We start from the raw sequence: 21,205 nt of genomic DNA on the forward strand, positions 1-21,205 counted from the left end.
AGTCTGAGTCCGGAGGCTACAAGGAAAGTTCCAATTGGTTGCCGCGGCCCAGCGCCCAAGCCTCCCGTCCACGCTGCCGGAGCGTGGCGGCGAATTCGCGGGCGAAGCCGTGGACGGTGTAGACCGTGCGCGGCTGCACGGCTTCGACGAAGGCGAGCAGCTCGTCGAAATCGGAATGGTCCGACAGCGGGAACGCCGCGTCGCAGCCGAGCTGGTAGCGCGTGCGCGCGTCGAGCGCCCAGCCGGTGACGGCGGCGGTGCGACGGGGATGGATGAAGTTCAGGCTCGCGTCGCCCGCTGGGGCGATGACGACGTGTCCGCGATGGCCCTGGGTGTCGAGCGTGCGGTGGCCGGGCATCGCCGTGCCGAGCTCGCGGTAGAGCCGCGCAAAACGGGCGGCGTGCGGGTGCAGCGAGACCGGCAGTCCGGCGGCGTCGAGCAGGCGGAGCAATTCCTGCGACTTGCCCAGGGCGTAGGCGAACAGCACCGGCGTGGCGCCCTCGGCGAGCGCGGTCCGGCAAAATTCCAGGATCGCGGCCTCGGTGTGCTCGACCGGCGGCATCACGTAGCGCGGCAGGCCGAAGGTCGTTTCGGTGATCAACACGTCCGCGCGCGCCGTGGCGCAGGGCTCGGCGGCGCGGCCTCCGCGGAGCTTGAAGTCGCCGGTGTAGAGCAGCCGGCCGTGCGTGGCGTGTTCCAGCAGGACGAGCGCGGAGCCGAGGATGTGGCCGGCGGGCAGCAGCGTGACCGTGCAGTCGAGCGTCAGCTGCTCCGTGTGTCCATAGGGCAGCACGTGGAACTCGCGGCGGCCGGGGAGGCGCTCCTGGATGAAGCGCGCGGTCGGGCGCGTGCACACGATCTCGCGGTGCCGGGCGATGTGGTCGGAGTGCCCGTGGGTGACGATGGCGCGCGGCGTGGATTTCTGGGCGTCAAGCCACCAGCCGATTTGCGGCAGCCAGATTCCGTGATCGAAACGCACCTCCCAGGGCATGGGCGGACGGTAGGAAGCGGCCGGCCGCCGTCAAATGTCCGCCCGCGGTGCGGCCGCCTGGAGGTATTTCCGGCGGACGAGCCGCCAGGCGATGACGAAGAACGCCGTGAGCGGCACGGCGAGCAGCATGCCGAGGATGCCGCCGAGCGCCTCGCCCCAGAAGAAGACCGCGAAGATGATGGCGACGGGGTGGAGGCCGGTTTGCTGGCCCATGATGCGCGGGGTGAGGAACCAGCCCTCGATGGCCTGCACCGCGACGAACACGCCCAGACAGGCGCCCACCAGCCACAGGCCGCCACCGGCCTGGAGCAGGGCGAGCGGCAGCACGACGCTGAGGCCGAGGATCGAGCCGAGGTAGGGGACGATGTTGAGCAGCCCGATGATCACGCCGAGGGCCAGCCCGAAGCGCAGCCCCGCGATCGAGAAGCCGGTGGCCAGCAGCGCACCCATGATCAGGCCGATGAGCAGCTGCCCGCGGAAGAACGCGACAATGATCCCGACGAACTCCCGCACCAGGAAGACGACGTCGTCGCGGTGGTCCGGCTGGAGGAACACCAAGTGGTCCGCGAGCCGGCGCGTCGGGTCGCGGCTGTCCGCCATGAGGAAAAAGAACAGGTAGACCGGGATGATGGCGAGGGACGCCACGACCCCGAAGAGGCCGAAGATGCCGGCGCCTGCCTGCTTGAGCGACGGCACGATCTGGGTCGCCAGATCCTGCGCCTGCGCGGCCAGCGCCCCGAGGGCGTTCTTGATCGCGGGGTTCTCCGCGTAGCGGCGCACGAGCGCGAGCCAGTCCGGGAAGTGGGATTCCGCCCAGGCTACGACATGCGGCCAGAGCGTGGGCACGTAGTTGAAGAAATCGATGATCTGCCCGATCACGGCCGGCGCGATCGCGAGCAGGAGGCCGGCGGCGACGAGCACGGCGGCGCCGTAGAGCACGATCACCGCGGAGAGCCGCCGCAGCTTCAGGCGCCGCTCGAGCAACGCGACGAACGGCTGGAGGATCAGCGCGACGATGCCGGCGGTCGCGATCGGCCAGATGACGCCCGAGAACTGCTGCACGACCAGGCCGACCATGCGCAGGCTGAAGACGAGCAGCGCGAGGATCCCGACGATCGCAGCGAAGGTGAGGGCGGTGCCGACGAGACGACGCTGGTTCGGAGTGAGGAGCGGAGTGTCGCCGGACGCGGGCATGCCGGCAGCAAAGCGAGCCGGGAGCGCGAGGCCAGTGGAAAGCGTGGGGGACGACGGCCACCGTTTCTTTCCCCTTGACTGTCTAGGGGAGAGCCGTTCTTCTCCTAGACAATCTAGGAGAAACCGCCATGCCCAAGGATGAGAAACAGGAACTGCTGCAGGGGACGCTCGATATGCTGATCCTGAAATCGCTGCAGCTCGAGCCGATGCACGGCTTCGGGATTTCACTGCGCATCGCGCAGATGTCGAAGGAGGTCCTGCTCGTCGAGCAGGGTTCGCTTTACCCGGCGCTCTACCGGCTCGAGGAGCAGGGCTGGATCAAGTCGGAGTGGGGCGTCTCGGAAAACAACCGCAAGGCGAAGTTCTATTCGCTGACGACCGCCGGTCGGAAGCAGCTGGCCGAGGAGACGGAGAACTGGGAGCGCGTGTCCGCCGCCATCAATCTCGTGCTCGGCAAAGCCTGAGCCGATCCCGTCCGCTGTCGCCTCAAACCCCCATCGCGATCCCCATGAATCCCCTTCGTCGCCTCGTCTCGTTCCTGCGCCAAGATCGCCTTCATGCCGAAATGGCCGACGAGATGCGGCTGCATCTGGATCTGCAGACGGAGCGCAACCGCGCCGCCGGCATGGGCGACCGTGAGGCGCGCGAGGCGGCGGAGCGGGCTTTCGGCAACGTTGCGGCGATTCAGCAGCGGGCGCGCGAGGTGCGCGGTTGGCGCGCCGGCGACGAATTGCTGGCTGACCTTCGTTTCGCCGCGCGCATGCTCCGCAAGCACCCGGGCTTCACGGCCGCGGCCGGGCTGACGCTGGCGCTGGGCATCGGCTTCGTGACGACGCTCTACACGATGATCAACGGCGTCGCGTTCGCGCAATTGCCCTTCGAGGATCCGGCGCGAATCGTGAGCGTCAGCCTCCCGGCGACCCAGTTCGACGACTACGCGCGACGCCAGGACAGCTGCGAGGCGATCGCGCTGGTGCAGCCGAACTCCGCCAATCTTCGCGCCGGCGCGTTCGTCAGTCGCTATGCGGCCGCGACCGTGACGCCCAACTTTCTCGACGTGCTGCGCGTGCGCCCGGCGATCGGGCGTGGTTTCTCGCCCGAGGACGGACGCGCGGGCGCGCCGCGCACGGTGCTGCTCGGCCACGAGCTGTGGGTGCGGGAGTTTGGACAGGCGGAATCGATCGCCGGACAGGAAATCCAGGTGAACGGCGAGATGTGCACGATCGTCGGCGTGATGGGCGAAGGCTTCGGATTTCCGTTCAACCAGGAAGTCTGGCTCGCCCGCCGGGCGGATGAACCGATCACGGGCGGTCTCGTCTTCGGTCGCCTGCGGCGCGAGATCACCGCGGCGCAGGCGTCCGAGCAACTCACCGCGCTCGCGCGGAGCCTCACGCCCGCGGGCGCGCGCGACGGCTTCGTCTGGGATGCGGACACGCAGGACGGCCGCGAGAAGCGCACCGGCCCGACGAAGATCGAAGTGGTGCCGTTCGCCGAGCGCACAGTGAAGCAGGCCCTGCGCATCATGCTGTCTTCGATCCTCGGGGCCACGTTCCTGGTCCTGCTGCTCGCGTGCGCAAACGTCGCCAATCTCGTGCTGGCCCGCGCGGTGGATCGGAAGAAGGAGCTCGCGCTCCGCGCCGCGCTCGGCGCCAGCCGCGCGCGCTTGATCCGGCAGATGGTGACGGAGAGCGTGATCGTGGCGGTGCTCGGCGCGGCCGGCGGCCTGCTGGTGGCCACGTGGACGACGCGGGCGCTCTGGGACTACATCATGACCGAGCGCCCCTGACGGGCGGCGCGCCGTTTTGGATGAGCTTCAACGTCGATGGACGCGTGTTCGCGTTCGTGTCCGCCGTCACGGTGCTGGCGAGCATCGTCACCGGCCTGATGCCGGCGCTGCGGGCATCGCGCGTCGACCTGAACGACACGCTGAAGGAGGGCGCGGGCGGCAGCCTGCGCGTGTCGAAGCTCAGCCGGGCTCTGGTCAACGTGCAGATGGCATTCTCCGTGTGCCTGGTGACCGTCGCCGGACTTTTCGTGACGGTGATGATGGCGTTCAACCACAAGGAACTGCCCTATGAGGCGAAGGCAGTGCTCACCGCGCAGGTGAGTCTCGACGGGAAGCGCTACGACGACGCCGGTCTGCGCCGCCGGTTTTTCGAGCAGCTGGTCGAGCGCTTGAAGGCCGCACCCGGCGTCGAAGCGGCGGCGTTGACGTCGGCCGTTTCGCTGCGCGAATCGGAGAACACGCGCATCGAAATCGAAGGAGCGGTCTACGCGCGCGAGGGCGACCGGCCCGCGTGCTGGCTCGACGGCGTTTCCGCGGACTACTTCGACACACTCGGAGTCGGACTGCGCGCGGGTCGAACCTTCACTTCGGTCGACACCACGGGCATTCCGGTCGCGGTGGTGAACACGGAATTCGTGCAGCGCTTCGGCGCGGATCGCGAGTGGGTGGGGCGGCGCTTCCGGATCGTGAACCGCGGCGGGCCGCCGTCGCCGTGGATCACCATCGTGGGTGTCGCGCCCGATCTCGGCAGCGTGAAGGCAGGCGACAAGTCGCGCGGGGCGGTGATCTATCGCCCGACGGCGCAACGCGCCGATCGCGCCCTGACCGTGCTCGTGCGCACCAGCGGCGACGCCTCGCGCCTCGCCCTCGCGGTGCGCCAGGCCGTGGCGGCGCTGGATCCGGAATTGGCGGTGGCTCGGTTGCAAACGGTGCAGGAGATCGTCGAGTTGGAGCGCATCGGGATGAACGTGTTCGCCGGACTCTTCATCGCTTGCGGTGTCGGCGCGCTGCTGCTCGCCTGCATCGGCATCTACGGCGTGGTCTCGTTCGGCGTCCGGTTGCGCACGCGTGAATTTGGCGTGCGGCTGGCGCTCGGGGCGACGCGCGCAACGATCACGCGGCTGGTGCTGCGCGACGGCGTGCGGCAACTGCGCGTGGGCCTCGTGGCCGGCGTCCTGCTCGCCGTGGCCGCCGCGACCGTGCTGACATCGATGTTCTTCGGCTTCGGGCAGACCGGCAACGAGTGGTGGGTCTACGTCGGCGTGTTGACCGTGCTCGCGGGCGTGGCGGCCGCCGCCCTCCTCCTCCCGGCCCGGCGCGCGGCGCAGGTCGATCCCCTGGTCGCGCTGCGGACCGAGTGAACCCGCGCGAGGCCGGAACCCGCTCCCCCATGAAAATGCTCCGTCGATTCCTTGCCCTCTTCCGCCGCCCCAAACTCGAGGCCGACATGGCGGAGGAGATGCGCATCCATCTCGAGATGCAGACGGAGCGGCTCCGGGCGAGCGGCGTGGCGCCCGACGAGGCGCGCTACGCGGCCCAGCGGCAATTCGGCAACGTGGCCAGCCTGCAGGAGCGCGTGCGCGCGCAACGCGGCGGGCTCTGGCTCGACCACCTCGGGAAAGACTTGCGGCAGGCGCTGCGCGGCCTGGGCCGGAGTCCGGGCTTTGCCGTGACGGCGGTGCTGACGCTCGGCATCTGCCTCGGGGCCAACATCGCGATTTTCGCGGTCGTCGATGCGGTGCTGCTGCGCCCGCTGCCGTTTCCCAATGCCGACCGGCTCGTGACAATGTTCAACAGCTACCCGAAAGCCGGGGTCGACCGCGACGGTTCGTCGATCACCAACTACTACGAGCGGCGTGGTCAGATCGAGGCGTTCGCCAGTCTGGCGCTTTACCGCGCAGGCTCGGCGATCGTCGGCCAGAACGGCGCGACGCAGCACGAGCAGGTCCTGTTCGTGACGCCGGAATTTTTCTCCACCCTCGGGAGCGAGCCCGTGCGCGGGCGCACGTTCACGGAGGCGGAGACGACGCCCGACGCCGACGACGTCGTGATCCTCACCGACGCCTACTGGCGGCAGCGCTGCAACGCCGATCCGGCGGTGTTGGGCCGGGAGCTCCGGGTCGACGGCCGCGCGCGCAAGATCGTGGGCGTGCTGGCACCGGGCTTCCGCTTCCTGTCGTCCGAAGCGCGGCTGTATTTTCCTTACGCGTCGAGTCTCGAGCAGCGGGGCCGGCGGCGCGGCATTCGGGCGGCGGGGCGACGAACCTCGTTGCGCGACTCAATCCCGGCTTCACCGTGGCCGACGCGCAGCGCCAGGTCGACCGGCACAACGCACGTGTCGGCCAGGGCGCGCCCGATGAGAGGCTGATGGCGGACGCCGGATTCCACACCGTGGTAGTGCCGTTGCGCGGGGATCATGTGGCGCCGATCCGGCCCGTGTTGCTGCTCCTGCAGGCCGGCGGCCTGCTCCTGCTTGTCATCGGCGTGGTCAACCTGGTGAACCTGCTGCTGATTCGCGCCAGCGGTCGTGCCAAGGAAATCGCCGTGCGCCAGGCGCTCGGCGCCACGCAGCGCCACGTGTTCAGTGCGGTGCTGACGGACACGGCGCTCCTCGCGCTGCTTGGCGGCGGGCTCGGTCTCGGCGGCGGAGCGGCCGGCCTCCGATTGATCTCGGTCGTCGGCGCCGATCAGTTGCCGCTCGGTGCCACCATCGCGTTCGATCGCCGCCTGGTGCTGACCGCTTTCGCCGCGACGATCGTGTTGGGCGTCGTCATGGCGCTTCCGGTCGCGTGGTTCAACCTGCGCACGCACCTGACGAGTGCGATGCAGACCGAGTCGCGCGGCAGCACCAGCAATCGGGCGGCGCAACGCCTGCGCCACGGGTTTATCATCCTGCAACTCTCACTCGCGTTCGTGCTGCTCGCGGGCGCGGGCCTGCTCGGCCTCAGCCTGCAAAACGCCCTCCGCGCGACGCCAGGTTTCCGTCCCGAGAGCATCCTGACGGCGCGAATCACCCTGCCGGCGAAAAGCTACCCGACCGAGTCCGCGCAGCTCGGCTTCATGGAGCGTCTGCTCGCCGCGACAGGCCGGCAGCCCGGCGTGCTGGCGGCCGGGGTGAGCACGCGCATTCCGCTGGACGGCAACGACGGCAAGAGCGCGGCGACGGTGAAAGGTCATGTGCGCGCGGCCGGTGAATCCCCCGCGGCTACTATGCCTACAGCGTCACGGGCGACTACTTCGCCGCGCTCGGCGTTCCGCTGCGCGCAGGCCGATTCCTCACGGCGGACGACTCGCGTCGGATGGAGCGCGCGTGCGTGGTCGACGAGGATTTCGCGCGCCGGAATTGGCCGCGGGGCGACGCGCTCGGGCAGAAGCTGTTTTTCGGTGGCGAGGAGGGGCCCGAGAGCGAGGCGTTCACGGTCGTCGGCATCGTGGGGACGGTGAAGCAGGCCGACGTCACCGAGGAACAAGCGATCGGTGCCGTCTACTACCCATTCGGACTTCGGGCGGACCAGCGCGCGTTCATCGTTGTTCGGACCAGCCTGGCGCCGGAGTCATTTGCACCGACGTTGCGGCGGGCCGTGCGGCTCGTGGACGCGGACCTGCCAATCGAGGACGTGCGGCCGATGGAAACGCGCCTCGCCGACAGCCTCGTGGCGCGCCGCTCTCCGGCGTTGCTCACGGCGATCTTCGCGTTCACGGCCCTCCTCCTGACCGCCATCGGGACCTATGGAGCGCTGAGCTACGCGGTCGCGCAGCGTCACCGCGAGATCAGCGTGCGGTTGGCGGTCGGTGCTCGGCCGGAACAAATCCGCGGGCAGTTCCTCGCGTTCGGGCTGCGTCTGCTCGCCCTCGGTGTGGGCCTGGGCTGGTGCGGAGCGATGCTCGCCGGCGGGACGATGCGGGCTCTGTTGTTCGGGGTGCCGGCGCTGCACTTGCCCACGCTGGCGGCCACCGCGGGCGTGCTCACGCTGGTGGCGCTGGCGGCGTGCGTGTTCCCGGCGCACCGGGCGACAAAGATAGATCCGGCACTCGCGTTGCGGAGCGAGTGAGCGGCGCGCGATGCGCGTCACTTCGTCATCGGGAAGGGCGGGCGGGTCGCCGTGTGCAGGGCGCCGCGCTTCGCCCGGAACAGCCACGTGGCAAGGGCAGGCATGAGCAGCATCGCGCCGAGCATGTTCACGAGGAACATGAAGGCGAGGAGCACGCCCATGTCGGCCTGGAACTTGAGCGCGGAGACCGCCCAGGTGCCGACGCCAATGGAGAGGGCGAGGCCGGTGAAGACGACCGACGTGCCCATGGTCGCGTAGGCGAAGCAGATCGCGTCCTCGAGGGAGTCGCCCTTCTCGTTCATCCGCTCCATGAGCGCGGAGCAGAGGTAGATGCCGTAGTCGACACCGATGCCGACGCCGAGGGCGACGACGGGGAGCGTCGAGGTCTTGAGGCCGATCTCGAGAAAGACCATCAGCGCGTAGGCCAGGTCGGAGACGATGATGAGTGGGAGCACGACGCAGAGCGTGGCCTTCCAGGAGCGGAACGAGATGAGGCAGAGCACGACGATCGCGACGTAGAGCCACATCACCATGGGGAACTGGGCGGCGACGACGACCTCGTTGGTGGCGGCCATGACGCCGACGTTGCCGGTGGCGAGCTGGAACTTCACCCGGTCGCTCTGGTGGGCGGCGCGGAAATCCTTCACCGCGGCGATGACGCGCTGGATCGTCTCGGCCTTGTGGTCCTTCAGGTAGATCATCACCGGGATGACGCTGCCGTCGTTGTTGAGCAGGCCGGTGGAAGTCTCGACCGGGGACACGGACTGGGCCAGCGCGTCCTTGTTGCGGGCGATGACGCGCCATTTGAGGGAGCCCTCGTTCCAGCCGGCGTTGATCGTGCGGGCCAGATCGGTGATGGCCATGGTGGATTGCACGCCCTCGACGTTGCGCATGTGCCAGGCGAAGTGGTCGATCAGCGCCATCACGTCGTGCTCGATCACGCCGTTGGGGACGGTTTCGACGATGATGGTGATGACGTCGACGCCGATGCTGAATTTTTTGGTGATGGCGGCCGTGTCCTGGTTGTAGCGCGAGCTCTGGCGCAGCTCCGGCACGCCGGCGTGCATGTCGCCGATGCGGATGTGCTTGGCCTGGTAGAGGCCGAAGGCCCAGAGCGCGCCCGCGACGCCGATGATGGCGAGGGAGGACTTCGGGCTGCAGGTGAAGTTGACGAGCTTGCGCCAGACCGGCTGGAGCGCGAAGCGACGGAAGTTCACGCGCCGGCGGAAGTCCGGCGACATTTTCGTGTAGGAGAGCAGCACCGGCAGCATGAAGCGGTCGGTGAGGATGATGAGCGTGACGCCGATCGAGGCGGTGATGGCGAGCTCCTGGATGATCGGCACCTTCACCAGCCAGATGGTGAGGAAGCCGACGGTGTCGGTGAGGATCGCGACGGTGCCGGGGATGAAGAGGTTCGCGAACGAGGCCCGTGCCGCGTGCATCTCGGTGCCGCCGACGTTGTATTCGTAGCGGAACGACCGGAGCATCTGCGTGGCGTGGCTCAGCGCGATGGCGAAGACCAGGAACGGCACGAGGATCGAGAGCGGGTCGATGCCGAAGCCGAGCAGGTTGAGGATGCCCAGTTGCCAGATGACGGCGCAGAAGGAGGTCAGCAGCGGCAGGAGCGTGAGCGCGAGCGACTGGGAGAAGTAATAGAGCAGGAAGGCCGAGATGACGATGGCGACGCCGAAGAAGACGAGCACGCCGCGGGCGCCGTCGGTGATGTCGCCGATGACCTTGGCGAAGCCGATGATGTGGACGCCGACGGTGTCGGACTCGAACTTCTGCCGGATCTTCTGCTCCAGGGCGTCGGCGACCTCGGCGTAGACGAGCTTCTTGCCGGTCTGCGGATCGACCTCGAGGAGCTGGATGATGATGGCGGCGCCGGTGAAGTCGTTCGAGACGAGCATGCCGACGCGGCCGGACTTGATGACGTTCTGCCGCACGCGCTCGAGGCCGGCCGGGGTCGGCACGAAATCGGCCGGGATGACGTTGCCGCCGGTGAGGCCCTCCTCGACCACCTCGATGTAGCGGACGTTGGGCGTGAAGATCGAGGTGACCTGGGCGCGGTCGACGCCGGGGAGGTAATAGGCCTCGTTGGTGGCGGCCTTGAGGGTCTGGAAGAACTCGGGCGTGAAGATGTCGCCCTTCTTCGCGATCAGGGCGATGACGACGCGATTGGCGCCGCCGAACTGCTCCTGGTATTTCTTGAAGTTCTGGATGTATTCGTGGTCGCTCGGCAGCTGCTTGTTGAAGCTGGCGTCGACGTGCGTCCGCGCGGCGAACCAGCCGAGCACGAGAGTGGCGAGGGCAAAGACCGCGACGGTGAGGTGGCGGTGGCGGAAGATCAGTTCCTCAACGCGGGCGAGCATAGTCAGGGAATCTTGATGCGGACCGCGCCGGCCTCGCCGACGGTGATGAGCGCGCCGTCGGCGGCGACGGCCATGTCCGCGACGCCGGTGCCGAAGTCGTCGGGTTTCCAGGAGTGGAACGAGTGGCAGCCGTCGCGGCTGATGAAGAAGTTGCCGCCCTGGCCGGCAAGCACGACGACGCCTTCGCGCAGGCGCGTGCCGGTCATGATCAGGACCTTGGTGTCGGTGTCGCGTGGCTGCCAGGAGGCGCCGTCGTCCGTCGAGACGAAGATGCGGCCGCGCAGGCCGTAGGCGACGAGCAGGCCGCCGCTGAGCGGGCGGACGCCGTAGAGCGAGCCCTCGTATTCGATCGGCGAACGCATCCAGGTGCGGCAGAGATCGCGCGAGATGAGCACGGTGCCGCTCTCGCCGGCGAGGTAGATGGCGGCGCTGCCGTCGTGCGAGATGCGGTTGAAATGCACGTCCTCGTCGGCGACCTTGCGCGCGGTCCAGGTCTTGCCGCCGTCGGTGGTCTCGAGGAATTTGCCGTAGGCGCCGACGACGAAGCCGTGATTCGCGTCGAGGAAGAGGATGTCGAGGTAAACGGTGTCGAGATCGTGGCCGTCGTCCTGCCGCGTCCAGGTGCGGCCGCCGTCGGCGGTGGCGATGATGACGCCGTCGTGGCCGGCGGCCCAGCCATGCTGGGCGTCGGCGAAGCTCACGCAGGTGAGCATGGCGCGCGTGGGCGTGATGCTTTGGGTCCAGCTCTTGCCGTCGTCGGCGGAGAGGAGCACGTGGCCGCGATCGCCGACGGCGACGAAGCGATCGCCCGCCTTCGTGAGGTCGAGCAGCAGGGACTTAGCGGCGAGGGGGCGGGTTCGGACACCTCGACCGCGGGGGCGGCGCGGAGGGCTGGCAGGACGCAACCGGCGAGGGCCGCGAACGGTGCGGCGAGCGCCAGCCGCCTGACGGCGGCTGCTGCGGAGAGCAGTGACATGGCGTGATGATTTGCCGCGGAGCGCGGCGGGCAAGCAAAAGGGCGGCCCACTTCGTGGCCGCCCTTGCGCAATTCTTGGCGGTTAGCGGACGCCTTCCATGCGGAGGCGCGCGGGCGTGTAGTCGGCCGGCGTGCGCTTCAGCGTGAAGTCATACATCTTGTTCTGGTTGTCCAAGCCGATCGCGAGGTAGCGGCCCGCGATCAGGTCGGTGTGGACCTCGAGCGTGCTCCAGAAGGTGAGCGCATCGTAGTAGTTGATGCAGTGCGCCTCGGAGACGCGCCAGAGCTGGCCGCGGCTGTCGTATTGGTCGACGGCGAGGATCTGCCAGCTGTCCTCGTCGATGTAGAACGTGCGGCGGGCGTAGACGTGGCCGATGCCGGGCTTGAGCGTGGCGTCGACGACCCAGACGCGGTGCAGCTCGTAGCGGGTGAGGTCCTGGTTGATGTGCAGCGGCTTCAGGATGTCGTCGTATTTGAGCGTGTCGCTGTGGAGCTTGTAGGAGTTGTAGGGGACATACATTTCCTTTTTGCCCACGAGCTTCCACTCGTAGCGGTCGGGCGCGCCGTTGAACATGTCGAACTGGTCGGAGGTGCGCATGTTGTCGGCGGCGGTGCCGGGATTGTCGTATTCGATCGAGGGGGCGAGGCGGACGCGGCGCTGACCGGCGTTGTAGAGCCAGGCGCGGCGCTTTTCCTTCACCTGGTCCATCGTCTCGTGGACGAGCAAAATGGAGCCGGCGAGACGGGCCGGGGCGGTGACGGCCTGCTTGAAGTAGATCAGCACGTTGTCGGACTGGATCTGCTTCGCGAGGTCGGCCTCGGAGATGTCGTCGCGAACGTAGTTGAACAGGAACTCGTCGTCGAAATCGACGAGGGTGTAGCTGCCGTTGCGCTGCGGGGCGGCCTGGCTGATGGTGCGCGAGGCGGCGATGCCGCGGTAGCGCGTGAGGTGGTTCCAGATGACCTCGAGGCCGTTTTGCGGGATGGGGAACGGAATGCCGACGACGCAGCCGGTGATGCCGTTGCCGCCCTCGGTGAGGCTGGCGGTGGTGGCGTAGCGCTTGGTGGCGTCGTAGATCCGCTGCGGGTTCGAGGCCGTGCGGTGGGAGGCGTAGACCGGGAGCTTGTAGTCCGGGTAGGCCTTCAGCAGGGCGAGGTGGCCGGCGGTGAGCTTGGCGGCGTATTGCTCGGCGTTCGCGGCGGTGATGGTGAAGAGCGGCTGCTCGCCCGCGAACGGATCGGGGTGATGCATGCCGGGCTTGTAGCCGGCCGGCGGGGTGGTGATGCCGCCGTCCCAGGCGGGGATGGTGCCGTCGGCGTTGGCGGCCTTCTCGCCGCCGAGCGGGGTGAGGTCGGCGCCGAGGCGGGCGGCCTGTTCGGGCGAGACGGCGGCGTGGGCCGCGACCGCGCTCAGGCAGCAGAGGACGGAGAAGAGGGTAGACTTGGTCTTCATGGTTACTGGGGGCGCGGGGTTAGAACGAATACTTCAGCGTGGCGGAAACGTAGTCGCGGTCGCCGAGGAGATTGTAGCGGCCCGCGCCGAAGAAGTTCACGTAGCGCAGCTCGAGCGCCCAGGCGTTCTGGAAGCTGAAGTCGGCACCGACGGTGACCGTCTTGCGGCCCTCGCGGAAGTTGCCCATCGGGAGCGGCGTGTTGCCGCTGACGTCGTGCGAGAAGAGCACGAGCGGGGAGACGTTCACGCCGGCGAAGGCGTTGTTGTAGTCGAGGCGGCCGACGAGCTGGTAGCCCCAGGAGAACTTCGTGGCGAACGCGCTGGCGGGCTCGTAGAGCGGCTCGACGCCCGAGGCGTTGCTGCCGGAGGCGTTCATGTAGTTGATGTCGCCGCCGACGAAGGTGCCGGGACCGTCGTAGCGGAGCGTGCCGGGGTTGGGGATGTCGGCGTGGACGTAGCCGACCTCGGCGATCATCGTGGTCTGGTCGGCGCCGAAGATGCCGCGCGCGACCTTCGTGGCGGTCATCTGGCCGGTCCAGACCTTGTGGCGCCGGTAACCGGGGATGTAGGTGTTGAGCGCGTAGCTGCCGAGCTGGTTGTAGGAGAAGCGCGAGCTGAGCGGCGAGAGCGCGGCGAAGAGCAGCTCCACGTCGTCGACCTGGAACGGCTGGTTGTTGCGGTAGCTGAGCTCGCCCTGGAGGGCGACGCCGGCGAGGTTGGTGTTGAAGCTCGCGCCGAAGAGGTGGATGTCCTCGGGGAACTCGATCAGGTAGTTGCCGGTGGCGGCGGACTTGAGGAGCTCGCGCTGGGCGAGCTGGCCGGTGACGGAGGCGACGGTGGCGTAGAACGGCTGGAGCGTGGCGGGCAGGGCGCTGGCGGGCACGCCGGTGAGCGTGGCGCCGATGAGCGTGCTGAGCGAACTGGCGACGTTGGTCGGGCCCACCGCCGTGACGAGGCCGGTCATGAACGCCGTGTTGGCCTGGAGCAGGGCGGCGGAGTCCGAGGCCGCGAGCGCGCCGTTGACCGGCACCGTCGGCGTGCGGGCCGAGATCACCGGGAGGCGGCTGTGGTAGTTCATGTAGTAGACCGCGAACTCGGTGTTGTTGAGGTTCTCGGCGAGGTAGCGGAACGCGAGGCCCCACTGGCCGGAGGCGCCGGGCTCGTTGTCGGTGCCGCGCATGATCGCGCCGAGCGAGGAGCCGTCGTTGATGGCGCCGAAGCCGAGGTAGACCTTGGTGCCGCCCCGGGCGACGAAGTCATTGGTCGAGAAATACGTGCCCGGCGGATCGACGCGCGTGCGCTCCCAGTCGAGGAGGTAGAAGGCCTCGGCCGTGAGCTTGTCGGTGAGGCCGAGCGAGGCGGACACCATGTTGAGCGGACGGAGGGCTTCCTTCAGCTCGGAGCCCGGCGTGCGGAGCTTGGCGACGTCGATCGGGTTGACCGAGTTGATGCCGTTCGGGATGAACGTGCTCTCGCCCCAGCTCAGCACCTGTTTGCCGATCGCGAGACGCGCGGGCATCGTGCCGAGGGTGGGCTTGAAGTAGACGTAGGCATCGAGGAGCTCGCCGCCCTCGCCGACGATGCGCTGCGCCTCGTTGGAGAGCGCGGCCTTCTTGCGCTGGCCGTTGGTGTTGACGAAGTCGGTGAAGTAGAAGCCGCGGACGAACAGGCCGCTGTTCTTGTAGTTCAGCTCGAGATCGTGGCTGGCCTTGAGCAGCGCGGAAACGAGGGAGCTGCCGTAGTTCAGGTCGCCGTCGTCGGCGTTCACCGAGCGCTGTTTGCCGGCGACGCCGTTGTAGGTGTTGCTGATGCCGTAGAGGTCGGGGCTGGGCGGGTTGAGGCGGTAGAGCCCGCCGACGGACAGCGTGGTATCGAAGTGCCCCTTGACCTCGCCGAAATCCAGCACGATGGCCCGCGAGAGGGGCGCAACGCACAGGGCGGCGGTCAGGGCGGCAATCGTCTGCACGCGCAGACGACGATGCATAGGTTTGCTTGGGTTCATTGCGATGGGAGTCACCGCCGCCCTTACACTGGGCGGCTGGAGGGACGGTTTCTTGGGGGAGTGCAGCGCAAGCGAACGGCTTGCTTGGGTTGCGGCGGATGAAGCGGCGTTTCGTTTATGACTTCAAGACTTAATCCACGGAGGGGCAGGAGTTTGGTTTCGCCATTAGCGTTTTGACCTCGACCGCGAAACGGCAACGGTGGGCGCATGGACGCCGCTGCGCACATCCACATCAAGGGAGCCCGGGAGCACAACCTCCGGAATCTCGAGGTGCGCATCCCCCGGGGAAAGCTGGTGGTCATCACCGGGCCCAGCGGCTCCGGCAAGAGCTCGCTGGCGTTCGACACGCTCTACGCCGAGGGCTACCGGAAATACATGGAGAGCCTGTCGGCGCAGGCGCGGCAGATCCTCGAGCAGCTGAAGAAGCCCGACGTCGATTTCATCCACGGTCTTTCGCCGGTCCTCGCGATCGAGCAGCGCACCGGCACCGGCTCGCCGCGCAGCACGGTCGCGACCGTGACCGAAGTGGCGGACTACGCGCGCCTGCTCTGGTCGCTCTGCGGCGAGCAGCGCTGCCCGAAGGACGGCGGTCGCGTCGTGAAGCGCTCGCTCGACGACTGCATCGACCAGCTTTTCCGCGATGCGCCCGCCGAACGCGCGCTCATCCTCGCGCCGTTCATGAAGGCGAAGCCGTCCGTCCTGCGCGACGAGCTGCCCCGCCTGCGCCAGCGCGGCTTCCAGCGCGTGCGCATCGCCGGCGAGGTGAAGTCGCTCGAGGAAACGCGGCTGATCCCGACCGGCACGACCGAGATCGCGGTCGAGCTCGTGCTGGATCGCGTCGTGCTCAACGCCGACCAGCGCAGCCGTGTCGCCGATTCGCTCGAGCTCGCCTTCCGCGAGGGCCAGAGCCGCGCGCTCGTGCTCGTGCAGCGGACGGCCGAGGCGCCGTGGCGCGAGATCCCGCTGAGCCAGAACCTGGCCTGCGAAGTTTGCGGCGATGTCTTCGAGCCGCTGACGCCGCGGCACTTTTCCTTCAACCACAAGGAGGGCGCCTGCCCCGACTGCAGCGGCCTCGGCCGGCAGCTGACGTTCAGCGACGAGCTGATCATTCCCGATCCCGAAAAATCCGTCCGCGAGGGCGCGATCAAGCCGTGGCGCATCGGCGGAAAAAATCTCATCATCAAGCACAACGCCCTGCTCAAGCAGCTGGCCGAGCAGCTGCCGTTCGACCCGGACGTGCCGTGGAAGCAGCTTCCGGAGGAGACGCGCGCGCTGATCCTGCACGGGGCGGGGGAGCGCCTGTTCAGCTTCAAGCTCCGCCGCATGCGCGAGCCGAAGGCCATGCCGTTCCCGGGCGTCGTGGCCGACCTGATGGAAAGCTTCCGCGAGACCGACAGCGACGGCTTCCGCGCGCGCCTAACGACGTTCATGGTCAGCGGCGAGTGCCCGTTGTGCCGCGGCTCGCGGCTCAACCCCCGCAGCGCCGCCGTCCGCCTGACCGGCGTGGCCTATCCGGAGTTCAGCGCGATGGACATCACGCACGCGCTGGCCTTCCTCCGCGAGGTGCCAGGCAAGCTCGGCTCGATCGAGGCCGTGGCCGAGGTGGTCGAAGGCGTGGAGCAGCGGCTGCATTTTCTCCGCGAGACCGGCCTCGGCTACCTCACGCTCGACCGCGAATACAGCACGCTCTCGGGCGGCGAGTCGCAGCGCGTGCGACTGGCGACGCAGCTCGGCATGGGCCTCGTCGGCGTCATCTACGTGCTCGACGAGCCGAGCATCGGGCTGCACGCCCGCGACAACCAGAAGCTCCTCGCGACGCTCCGCGACCTGCGCGACCGCGGCAACACCGTCGTGGTCGTCGAGCACGACGAGGACACGATGCGCATCGCCGACCAACTCATCGAACTTGGCCCCGGCGCCGGGCGCGAGGGCGGCGAGATTCTTTTCCAAGGCACGCCGGCCGACTGCGCGCAGTTGCCCGCCTCCGCCTCGCGCACGGGCCCGTATCTCGCGCGAAAGATGGGCGTGATGAAGGACGCCAAGACGCTCGCGCCGGACGGCCGCTGGCTGACCGTGCGCGGCGCCAGCGAGCACAACCTCCAGCAGGTCGACGCCGCCTTTCCGGTCGGCTTGCTCACGTGCGTCACCGGCGTTTCCGGCTCGGGCAAGAGCTCGCTCGTGAACGACATCCTCGCCACCGCCACGGCGCGCAAGCTGAACGGCGCGAAGACCCTGCCGGGAAAGCACAAGGGTCTCACCGGCCTCGAGCACTTCGAGAAGACCGTGCAGGTCGACCAGGAGCCGATCGGCCGCAGCCCGCGCTCGAATCCCGCGAGCTACGTCGGCCTGCTCGACCTCCTGCGCGATCTCTTCGCCCAGCTGCCGCTGGCCAAGGTGCGCGGCTACAAGGCCAGCCGCTTCTCGTTCAACGTCCGCGGCGGCCGCTGCGAACGCTGTCAGGGCGACGGCCAGATCCGCCTCGACATGCAGTTCATGGCCGACGCCTTCGCGCCGTGCCCGAGCTGCGACGGTCGCCGCTTCAACCGCGAGACGCTCGAGGTGCGCTACCACGGCAAGAACATCGCCGACGTGCTCGACCTCACCGTGCGCGAGGCGATGGAGCTGTTCCGCGCCATCCCCCGCATCACCGAAAAGCTCGCGACGCTCGACGCCGTCGGCCTCGGCTACCTCTCGCTCGGCCAGTCCGCCACGACACTCAGCGGCGGCGAGGCCCAGCGCCTCAAGCTCTCCCTCGAACTCAGCAAGCGCGAGCAGGGCCGCACGCTCTACATCCTCGACGAGCCCACCACCGGACTGCACTGGACGGACATCCAGCGTCTGATGGACCTGCTCTTCAAGCTGCGCGACGCCGGCAACACCGTCGTCATCATCGAGCACAATCTCGACGTCATCCACCTCGCCGACTGGCTGATCGACCTCGGCCCCGGCGGCGGCCCGGAGGGGGGCGAGATCGTCTACGCCGGCCCGCGCCCGGGCATCGAACGGGAGCCGCGGTCGCTCACCGGCGAGGCGTTGCGGCAGTGGCGGGCGGCGGTCCCGGCGAAGTAGGCCGGAGCCGCGGGGACGGGGCGGGCAGGGGAGCGCGCGGAATTTCCGCAACTTTGCGGAGGCCTCCGGGGTGTTGGGAGCATCCGACCCACCAACCTCCCGTTACCTAAACCCATGAAAAACTCCCTCCGCTCCCTCCTCGCCGCCGCGACCGTGTCGCTGGCGCTCACCGCCACCGCCGCCTTCGCCGCTGACGAAGACGCCGGCTTCGTCGACATCGGCCAGCTGCTGCCGTCCGCCAAGGGCCAGTTCGTCGAGGTCAATCTCTCGCCCGCGCTGCTCAAGTTCGCGGCGCGCATCGCCAAGCATCAGGACGAGGACGCCGCCGACATCGTCGGCGACATCCAGCGCATCCGCGTCAACGTCGTCGGCCTCGACGACGCCAATCGCGCCGCCAACGTCGAGAAGATCGAGGCGGTCCGCGCCAAGCTCGAGAAGGCCGGCTGGCACCGCATGGTCACCGTCCGCGAAGCGAACAAGGGCGATGACGTCGCCATCTTCGCCAAGCTGAAGGGCGAGGACGTCATCGAAGGACTCGTGGTCACCGTCATCGACCACAAGGGCGAGGCCGTCTTCGTGAACGTGGTCGGCAGCATCAACGCCGACAAGATCGGCGCGCTGGCCGAGAAATACGACATCGAGCCGCTGCGCGGCATGAAGCTCAAGGTGAAGGCCAAGGCCTGATCCCGCACCGCCGCCTCCGCCACTTCCAGCCCGCACCGCCATGAACCCGACGAATCCGCCCGCTCCTGTCGCCCCGCGCCGCCGCCTCTGGCCCTGGGTGCTCGGTCTCTGCCTCGCGCCCTTTGTCATCCTGGCGGTTGCGGTCGCGAGCTACGTCACCCTCGACAGCGATGCCGCGGCGCTCCGCCGCCAGGTGATGGCCGCCACCAACGCCGACTGGCACACTAAGGTCCAGTGCAGCGTCGGCCGCATCACCATTGGCGCCGTGCGCGGCGGACTGCTCTTCGTGCGCAAGCCCGAGGTGGCCGACGCCCGCCTCGCGCTCGCCGCGGTCAAGCACGCCAGCGTCGGCGTCTACCAGCGCGGGAGCGGCCGCAGCGAGTGGTCGCGCGAACAGCTTTTCGTCGAGACCGACCGGGTGATGAAGCGCCGCGGCTGGACGCGCCTGGTCGGCGTGTCCGAGCGCAACGGCGCCGAGGCCGTCCTGGTCTACACCTCCGACGATCTCGACGCGGGCGATCCGCTCGACATCTGCGTCGCGGTGGTCAACGACCGCGAGCTCGTCATCGCCTCGACCACGGTCGATCCGGAGACGCTCGGCGAACTCGTCGAGCGGCACACCCCGGAGCAGGTCAAAAAGCTCGTCGCGCGCCACCAGCTGACCCTCTGAACGCCGCCCGCATCCCGCGCGCCCGCCATCCCTCCGCCCGCGTCGTCCGACGCGGGCTTTTCTTGCCCGTGTCGACGCGGGGTTGCGCGCGGGCGATTTGCGCCAAGACTGCCGGCGTGACCCGTGCCCTGCCGACCATCGTCCACCTCGACGCCGACGCGTTCTTCGTGTCGTGCGAGCTGGCGTTGCGCCCGGACCTGCGCGGCCAGAAGACCGCCGTCGGCGGCCGCGAGCGCGGCATCATTTCCTCCGCCAGCTACGAGGCGCGCGCGGCGGGCGTCTACACGCCAATGCCGACCAAGCTCGCGCTGCGCGTCTGCCCGGACCTGATCCTGCTGCCGCACACCTCCGGGCTCTACGGCAAGAAATCGCGCGAGATGTTCGACCGGTGCGAGGCGCTCACGCCCATCGTGCAGCGCAACTCCATCGACGAAGGCTACCTCGACCTTGCCATGTGCGGGTTCAAGACCGCCGCCGAGATCGAGGCGCGCGTGCGCGCGCTCCAGCAGCGCATCTGGGACGAGCTGCAGATCCCGACCTCGTTCGGCATCGCCGCCAACAAGCTCGTCGCCGCCATCGCCAGCAAGGCCCGCAAGCCGCGCGGCTTCACCGTGGTGCCGCCGGGACAGGAGGCGGAGTTCCTCGCCCCGCTGCCGATCGGCGTCCTGCCCGGCATCGGCCGGAAAACCGAGGAGCGCCTGAAAGCCGCCGGGCTGCAGCTCGTGCGCGACGTGCTGGCGCTGACCGAGCGCCAGCTCGAGGACACGTTCGGCAATTTCGCCGACGAGGTCCGGCGCATGGCGCGCGGGGAGGACGACCGCGTGGTCCACGTCGATCACGAGGACGCGAAGTCGTATTCGCAGCAGGAGACGTTCGGCGAGGACATCTGGGATTTCGCCACCATCGAGCGCATCGCCAAGCGCATGATCGACGACCTCATGCCCTCGATCCGCGCCGACGGCAAACGCGCGCGCACGCTGACGGTGAAGGTGCGCTATCCCGGCATGGAGGACAGCTCCAGCGGGCGCAGCCTCAGCGAGTCGTCGGACCTCGAGGCGCCCTTTTACCCACTCGTGGCTCCGTTGCTCAAGGCGGCCTGGACGAAGCGCCGGCCCTTGCGGCTCGTGAGCGTGCGCTTCTCCGGCATCGAGGAGCCCGCGGCCCAGCTCGAGATGTTCGGCCAGACCGACGAGAAGAAACGCCGGCTCGCGGCGGTGCTCGACAAACTGAACACGGGCAAGAACCCGACCGTGAAGCGCGGGCACCAGCTCGGCGGCGAGCGCGGCTAATTTCGGTTTGAAACCGAGCTTCGGCGCGCAATCGGTGGAGCCGTCACGCCATGCCCATCTACGAGTATTACAGCCCCGACACGCACAAGATCTACTCGTTCTTCGCCAAGACGCTCGCGCAGGGGAAACGCACGCCGCGCTGTCCTGACGATCCCCAGGCGCGCATGGTGAAGATGGTCTCGGGCTTTGCCATCGGCGGCGCCCGCCAGGAGGAGACCGCCGCTCCGGCGCCTGCGGCGTCGGGCGACGCGGCCGAAGACGCACGGATGGAGGCGGCGATGGGCGCGATGGAGCGCGAGTTTTCCAATGTCGACGAGAACGACCCGCGCGCCATGGCGCGCCTGATGCGGCGCATGGCCGAGCTGAGCGGCGAGAAGCTCGACGAGCCGATGGAGGAGGCCGTCCGCAAGCTCGAGGAGGGCGCCGACCCCGACGCGCTCGAGGCGCAGATGGGCGAGGGCTTCGGGCCGGAGCCTGGTGCCGATGCCTCCCTGGGCGGCGATCCGCTGGCGGGCGCCGGCAAGCCGCCGGAGCCGCGGGAAGGACGCGCCCGGTTCAAGCGGCGCCGGCCGCCGCCGGTGCGCGACCCGAAGCTCTACGACTACGACTGAGCCGCGGGGCGCGAGCGGCCCGCGGACACTCTGCGCTTGGTTCTTGGCCGTTCTCG

Annotated in this window: 16 protein-coding genes and 1 pseudogene; 11 read left to right on the forward strand and 6 right to left on the reverse strand. The window is 68.6% G+C overall.

What is annotated here, in order from left to right; all coding sequences use genetic code 11:
- Positions 1 to 16: 16 nt before the first annotated feature.
- Together ACMYLB_RS11960 and ACMYLB_RS11965 are read right to left on the reverse strand one after the other, a co-directional pair.
- Positions 17 to 991, reverse strand: coding sequence for an MBL fold metallo-hydrolase RNA specificity domain-containing protein (locus tag ACMYLB_RS11960; protein WP_415907232.1), 975 nt, complete (start codon positions 989 to 991; stop codon positions 17 to 19).
- 30 nt (positions 992 to 1,021) lie between these two features.
- Positions 1,022 to 2,185: an AI-2E family transporter gene (locus ACMYLB_RS11965; protein ID WP_415907233.1), complete on the reverse strand. Its 1,164-nt coding sequence runs from the start codon at positions 2,183 to 2,185 to the stop codon at positions 1,022 to 1,024.
- 128 nt (positions 2,186 to 2,313) lie between these two features.
- Here ACMYLB_RS11965 and ACMYLB_RS11970 point away from each other — a divergent pair, with 128 nt between their 5' ends.
- The 6 genes and pseudogenes from ACMYLB_RS11970 to ACMYLB_RS11995 all read left to right on the forward strand — a co-directional run bounded on the left by ACMYLB_RS11970 (position 2,314) and on the right by ACMYLB_RS11995 (position 8,023).
- Positions 2,314 to 2,649 (forward strand): PadR family transcriptional regulator, encoded by a 336-nt coding sequence (locus tag ACMYLB_RS11970; RefSeq protein ID WP_415907234.1) that lies wholly within the window; start codon positions 2,314 to 2,316, stop codon positions 2,647 to 2,649.
- 44 nt (positions 2,650 to 2,693) lie between these two features.
- Positions 2,694 to 3,971: an ABC transporter permease gene (locus tag ACMYLB_RS11975; protein ID WP_415907235.1), complete on the forward strand. Its 1,278-nt coding sequence runs from the start codon at positions 2,694 to 2,696 to the stop codon at positions 3,969 to 3,971.
- A 20-nt stretch (positions 3,972 to 3,991) separates the two neighbouring features.
- Positions 3,992 to 5,332: an ABC transporter permease gene (locus ACMYLB_RS11980; protein WP_415907236.1), complete on the forward strand. Its 1,341-nt coding sequence runs from the start codon at positions 3,992 to 3,994 to the stop codon at positions 5,330 to 5,332.
- Positions 5,329 to 6,339, forward strand: a complete 1,011-nt coding sequence (locus ACMYLB_RS11985; RefSeq protein WP_415907237.1) for an ABC transporter permease — start codon at positions 5,329 to 5,331, stop codon at positions 6,337 to 6,339. Before ACMYLB_RS11980 ends, ACMYLB_RS11985 begins: the two co-directional genes overlap by 4 nt.
- Positions 6,339 to 6,701, forward strand: a pseudogene (locus ACMYLB_RS11990) (FtsX-like permease family protein); the annotation flags it as partial. The gene ACMYLB_RS11985 and the pseudogene ACMYLB_RS11990, both read left to right, overlap by 1 nt.
- A gap of 527 nt (positions 6,702 to 7,228) precedes the next feature.
- Positions 7,229 to 8,023 (forward strand): FtsX-like permease family protein, encoded by a 795-nt coding sequence (locus ACMYLB_RS11995; protein WP_415911068.1) that lies wholly within the window; start codon positions 7,229 to 7,231, stop codon positions 8,021 to 8,023.
- A gap of 17 nt (positions 8,024 to 8,040) precedes the next feature.
- On the opposite strand, the gene ACMYLB_RS12000 is transcribed toward ACMYLB_RS11995, so the two are convergent.
- The 4 genes from ACMYLB_RS12000 to ACMYLB_RS12015 all read right to left on the reverse strand — a co-directional run bounded on the left by ACMYLB_RS12000 (position 8,041) and on the right by ACMYLB_RS12015 (position 14,808).
- Positions 8,041 to 10,395 (reverse strand): efflux RND transporter permease subunit, encoded by a 2,355-nt coding sequence (locus tag ACMYLB_RS12000; protein WP_415907238.1) that lies wholly within the window; start codon positions 10,393 to 10,395, stop codon positions 8,041 to 8,043.
- A gap of 2 nt (positions 10,396 to 10,397) precedes the next feature.
- A complete protein-coding gene (locus ACMYLB_RS12005; RefSeq protein ID WP_415907239.1) occupies positions 10,398 to 11,168 on the reverse strand; it encodes a WD40/YVTN/BNR-like repeat-containing protein in 771 nt (256 codons plus the stop codon).
- A gap of 285 nt (positions 11,169 to 11,453) precedes the next feature.
- Positions 11,454 to 12,824 carry a DUF1329 domain-containing protein gene (locus tag ACMYLB_RS12010; protein WP_415907240.1) on the reverse strand — a complete coding sequence of 457 codons (1,371 nt, stop codon included), beginning with the start codon at positions 12,822 to 12,824 and terminating at the stop codon, positions 11,454 to 11,456.
- A gap of 19 nt (positions 12,825 to 12,843) precedes the next feature.
- Positions 12,844 to 14,808 (reverse strand): DUF1302 domain-containing protein, encoded by a 1,965-nt coding sequence (locus ACMYLB_RS12015; RefSeq protein ID WP_415907241.1) that lies wholly within the window; start codon positions 14,806 to 14,808, stop codon positions 12,844 to 12,846.
- Positions 14,809 to 15,033: 225 nt separating this feature from the next.
- On the opposite strand from ACMYLB_RS12015, the gene uvrA reads away from it, so the two are divergent.
- From uvrA to ACMYLB_RS12040, 5 genes are all read left to right on the forward strand, one after another.
- Positions 15,034 to 17,895 (forward strand): excinuclease ABC subunit UvrA, encoded by a 2,862-nt coding sequence (gene uvrA / locus ACMYLB_RS12020; RefSeq protein WP_415907242.1) that lies wholly within the window; start codon positions 15,034 to 15,036, stop codon positions 17,893 to 17,895.
- A gap of 114 nt (positions 17,896 to 18,009) precedes the next feature.
- Complete coding sequence (locus ACMYLB_RS12025) at positions 18,010 to 18,579, forward strand: DUF4252 domain-containing protein (RefSeq protein WP_415907243.1); 570 nt, start codon at positions 18,010 to 18,012, stop codon at positions 18,577 to 18,579.
- 40 nt (positions 18,580 to 18,619) lie between these two features.
- Positions 18,620 to 19,249: a hypothetical protein gene (locus ACMYLB_RS12030; RefSeq protein WP_415907244.1), complete on the forward strand. Its 630-nt coding sequence runs from the start codon at positions 18,620 to 18,622 to the stop codon at positions 19,247 to 19,249.
- Positions 19,250 to 19,365: 116 nt separating this feature from the next.
- Positions 19,366 to 20,538 carry a Y-family DNA polymerase gene (locus ACMYLB_RS12035; protein ID WP_415907245.1) on the forward strand — a complete coding sequence of 391 codons (1,173 nt, stop codon included), beginning with the start codon at positions 19,366 to 19,368 and terminating at the stop codon, positions 20,536 to 20,538.
- A gap of 50 nt (positions 20,539 to 20,588) precedes the next feature.
- Positions 20,589 to 21,149, forward strand: a complete 561-nt coding sequence (locus ACMYLB_RS12040; RefSeq protein WP_415907246.1) for an FmdB family transcriptional regulator — start codon at positions 20,589 to 20,591, stop codon at positions 21,147 to 21,149.
- Positions 21,150 to 21,205 lie beyond the last annotated feature (56 nt).

Source organism: Oleiharenicola sp. Vm1, from assembly GCF_047777955.1.
Taxonomy (GTDB): domain Bacteria; phylum Verrucomicrobiota; class Verrucomicrobiia; order Opitutales; family Opitutaceae; genus Didemnitutus.

Excerpts from the sequence above, each read along its gene's own strand:
- ACMYLB_RS12030 (WP_415907244.1), top strand. The coding sequence starts at position 18,620 with ATGAACCCGACGAATCCGCCCGCTCCTGTCGCCCCGCGCCGCCGCCTC.
- ACMYLB_RS12000 (WP_415907238.1), bottom strand. The coding sequence starts at position 10,395 with ATGCTCGCCCGCGTTGAGGAACTGATCTTCCGCCACCGCCACCTCACC.
- ACMYLB_RS11975 (WP_415907235.1), top strand. The coding sequence starts at position 2,694 with ATGAATCCCCTTCGTCGCCTCGTCTCGTTCCTGCGCCAAGATCGCCTT.
- ACMYLB_RS12040 (WP_415907246.1), top strand. The coding sequence starts at position 20,589 with ATGCCCATCTACGAGTATTACAGCCCCGACACGCACAAGATCTACTCG.
- uvrA (WP_415907242.1), top strand. The coding sequence starts at position 15,034 with ATGGACGCCGCTGCGCACATCCACATCAAGGGAGCCCGGGAGCACAAC.
- ACMYLB_RS12010 (WP_415907240.1), bottom strand. The coding sequence starts at position 12,824 with ATGAAGACCAAGTCTACCCTCTTCTCCGTCCTCTGCTGCCTGAGCGCG.
- ACMYLB_RS11960 (WP_415907232.1), bottom strand. The coding sequence starts at position 991 with ATGCCCTGGGAGGTGCGTTTCGATCACGGAATCTGGCTGCCGCAAATC.
- ACMYLB_RS11970 (WP_415907234.1), top strand. The coding sequence starts at position 2,314 with ATGCCCAAGGATGAGAAACAGGAACTGCTGCAGGGGACGCTCGATATG.
- ACMYLB_RS11980 (WP_415907236.1), top strand. The coding sequence starts at position 3,992 with ATGAGCTTCAACGTCGATGGACGCGTGTTCGCGTTCGTGTCCGCCGTC.
- ACMYLB_RS11965 (WP_415907233.1), bottom strand. The coding sequence starts at position 2,185 with ATGCCCGCGTCCGGCGACACTCCGCTCCTCACTCCGAACCAGCGTCGT.
- ACMYLB_RS12025 (WP_415907243.1), top strand. The coding sequence starts at position 18,010 with ATGAAAAACTCCCTCCGCTCCCTCCTCGCCGCCGCGACCGTGTCGCTG.
- ACMYLB_RS12015 (WP_415907241.1), bottom strand. The coding sequence starts at position 14,808 with ATGCATCGTCGTCTGCGCGTGCAGACGATTGCCGCCCTGACCGCCGCC.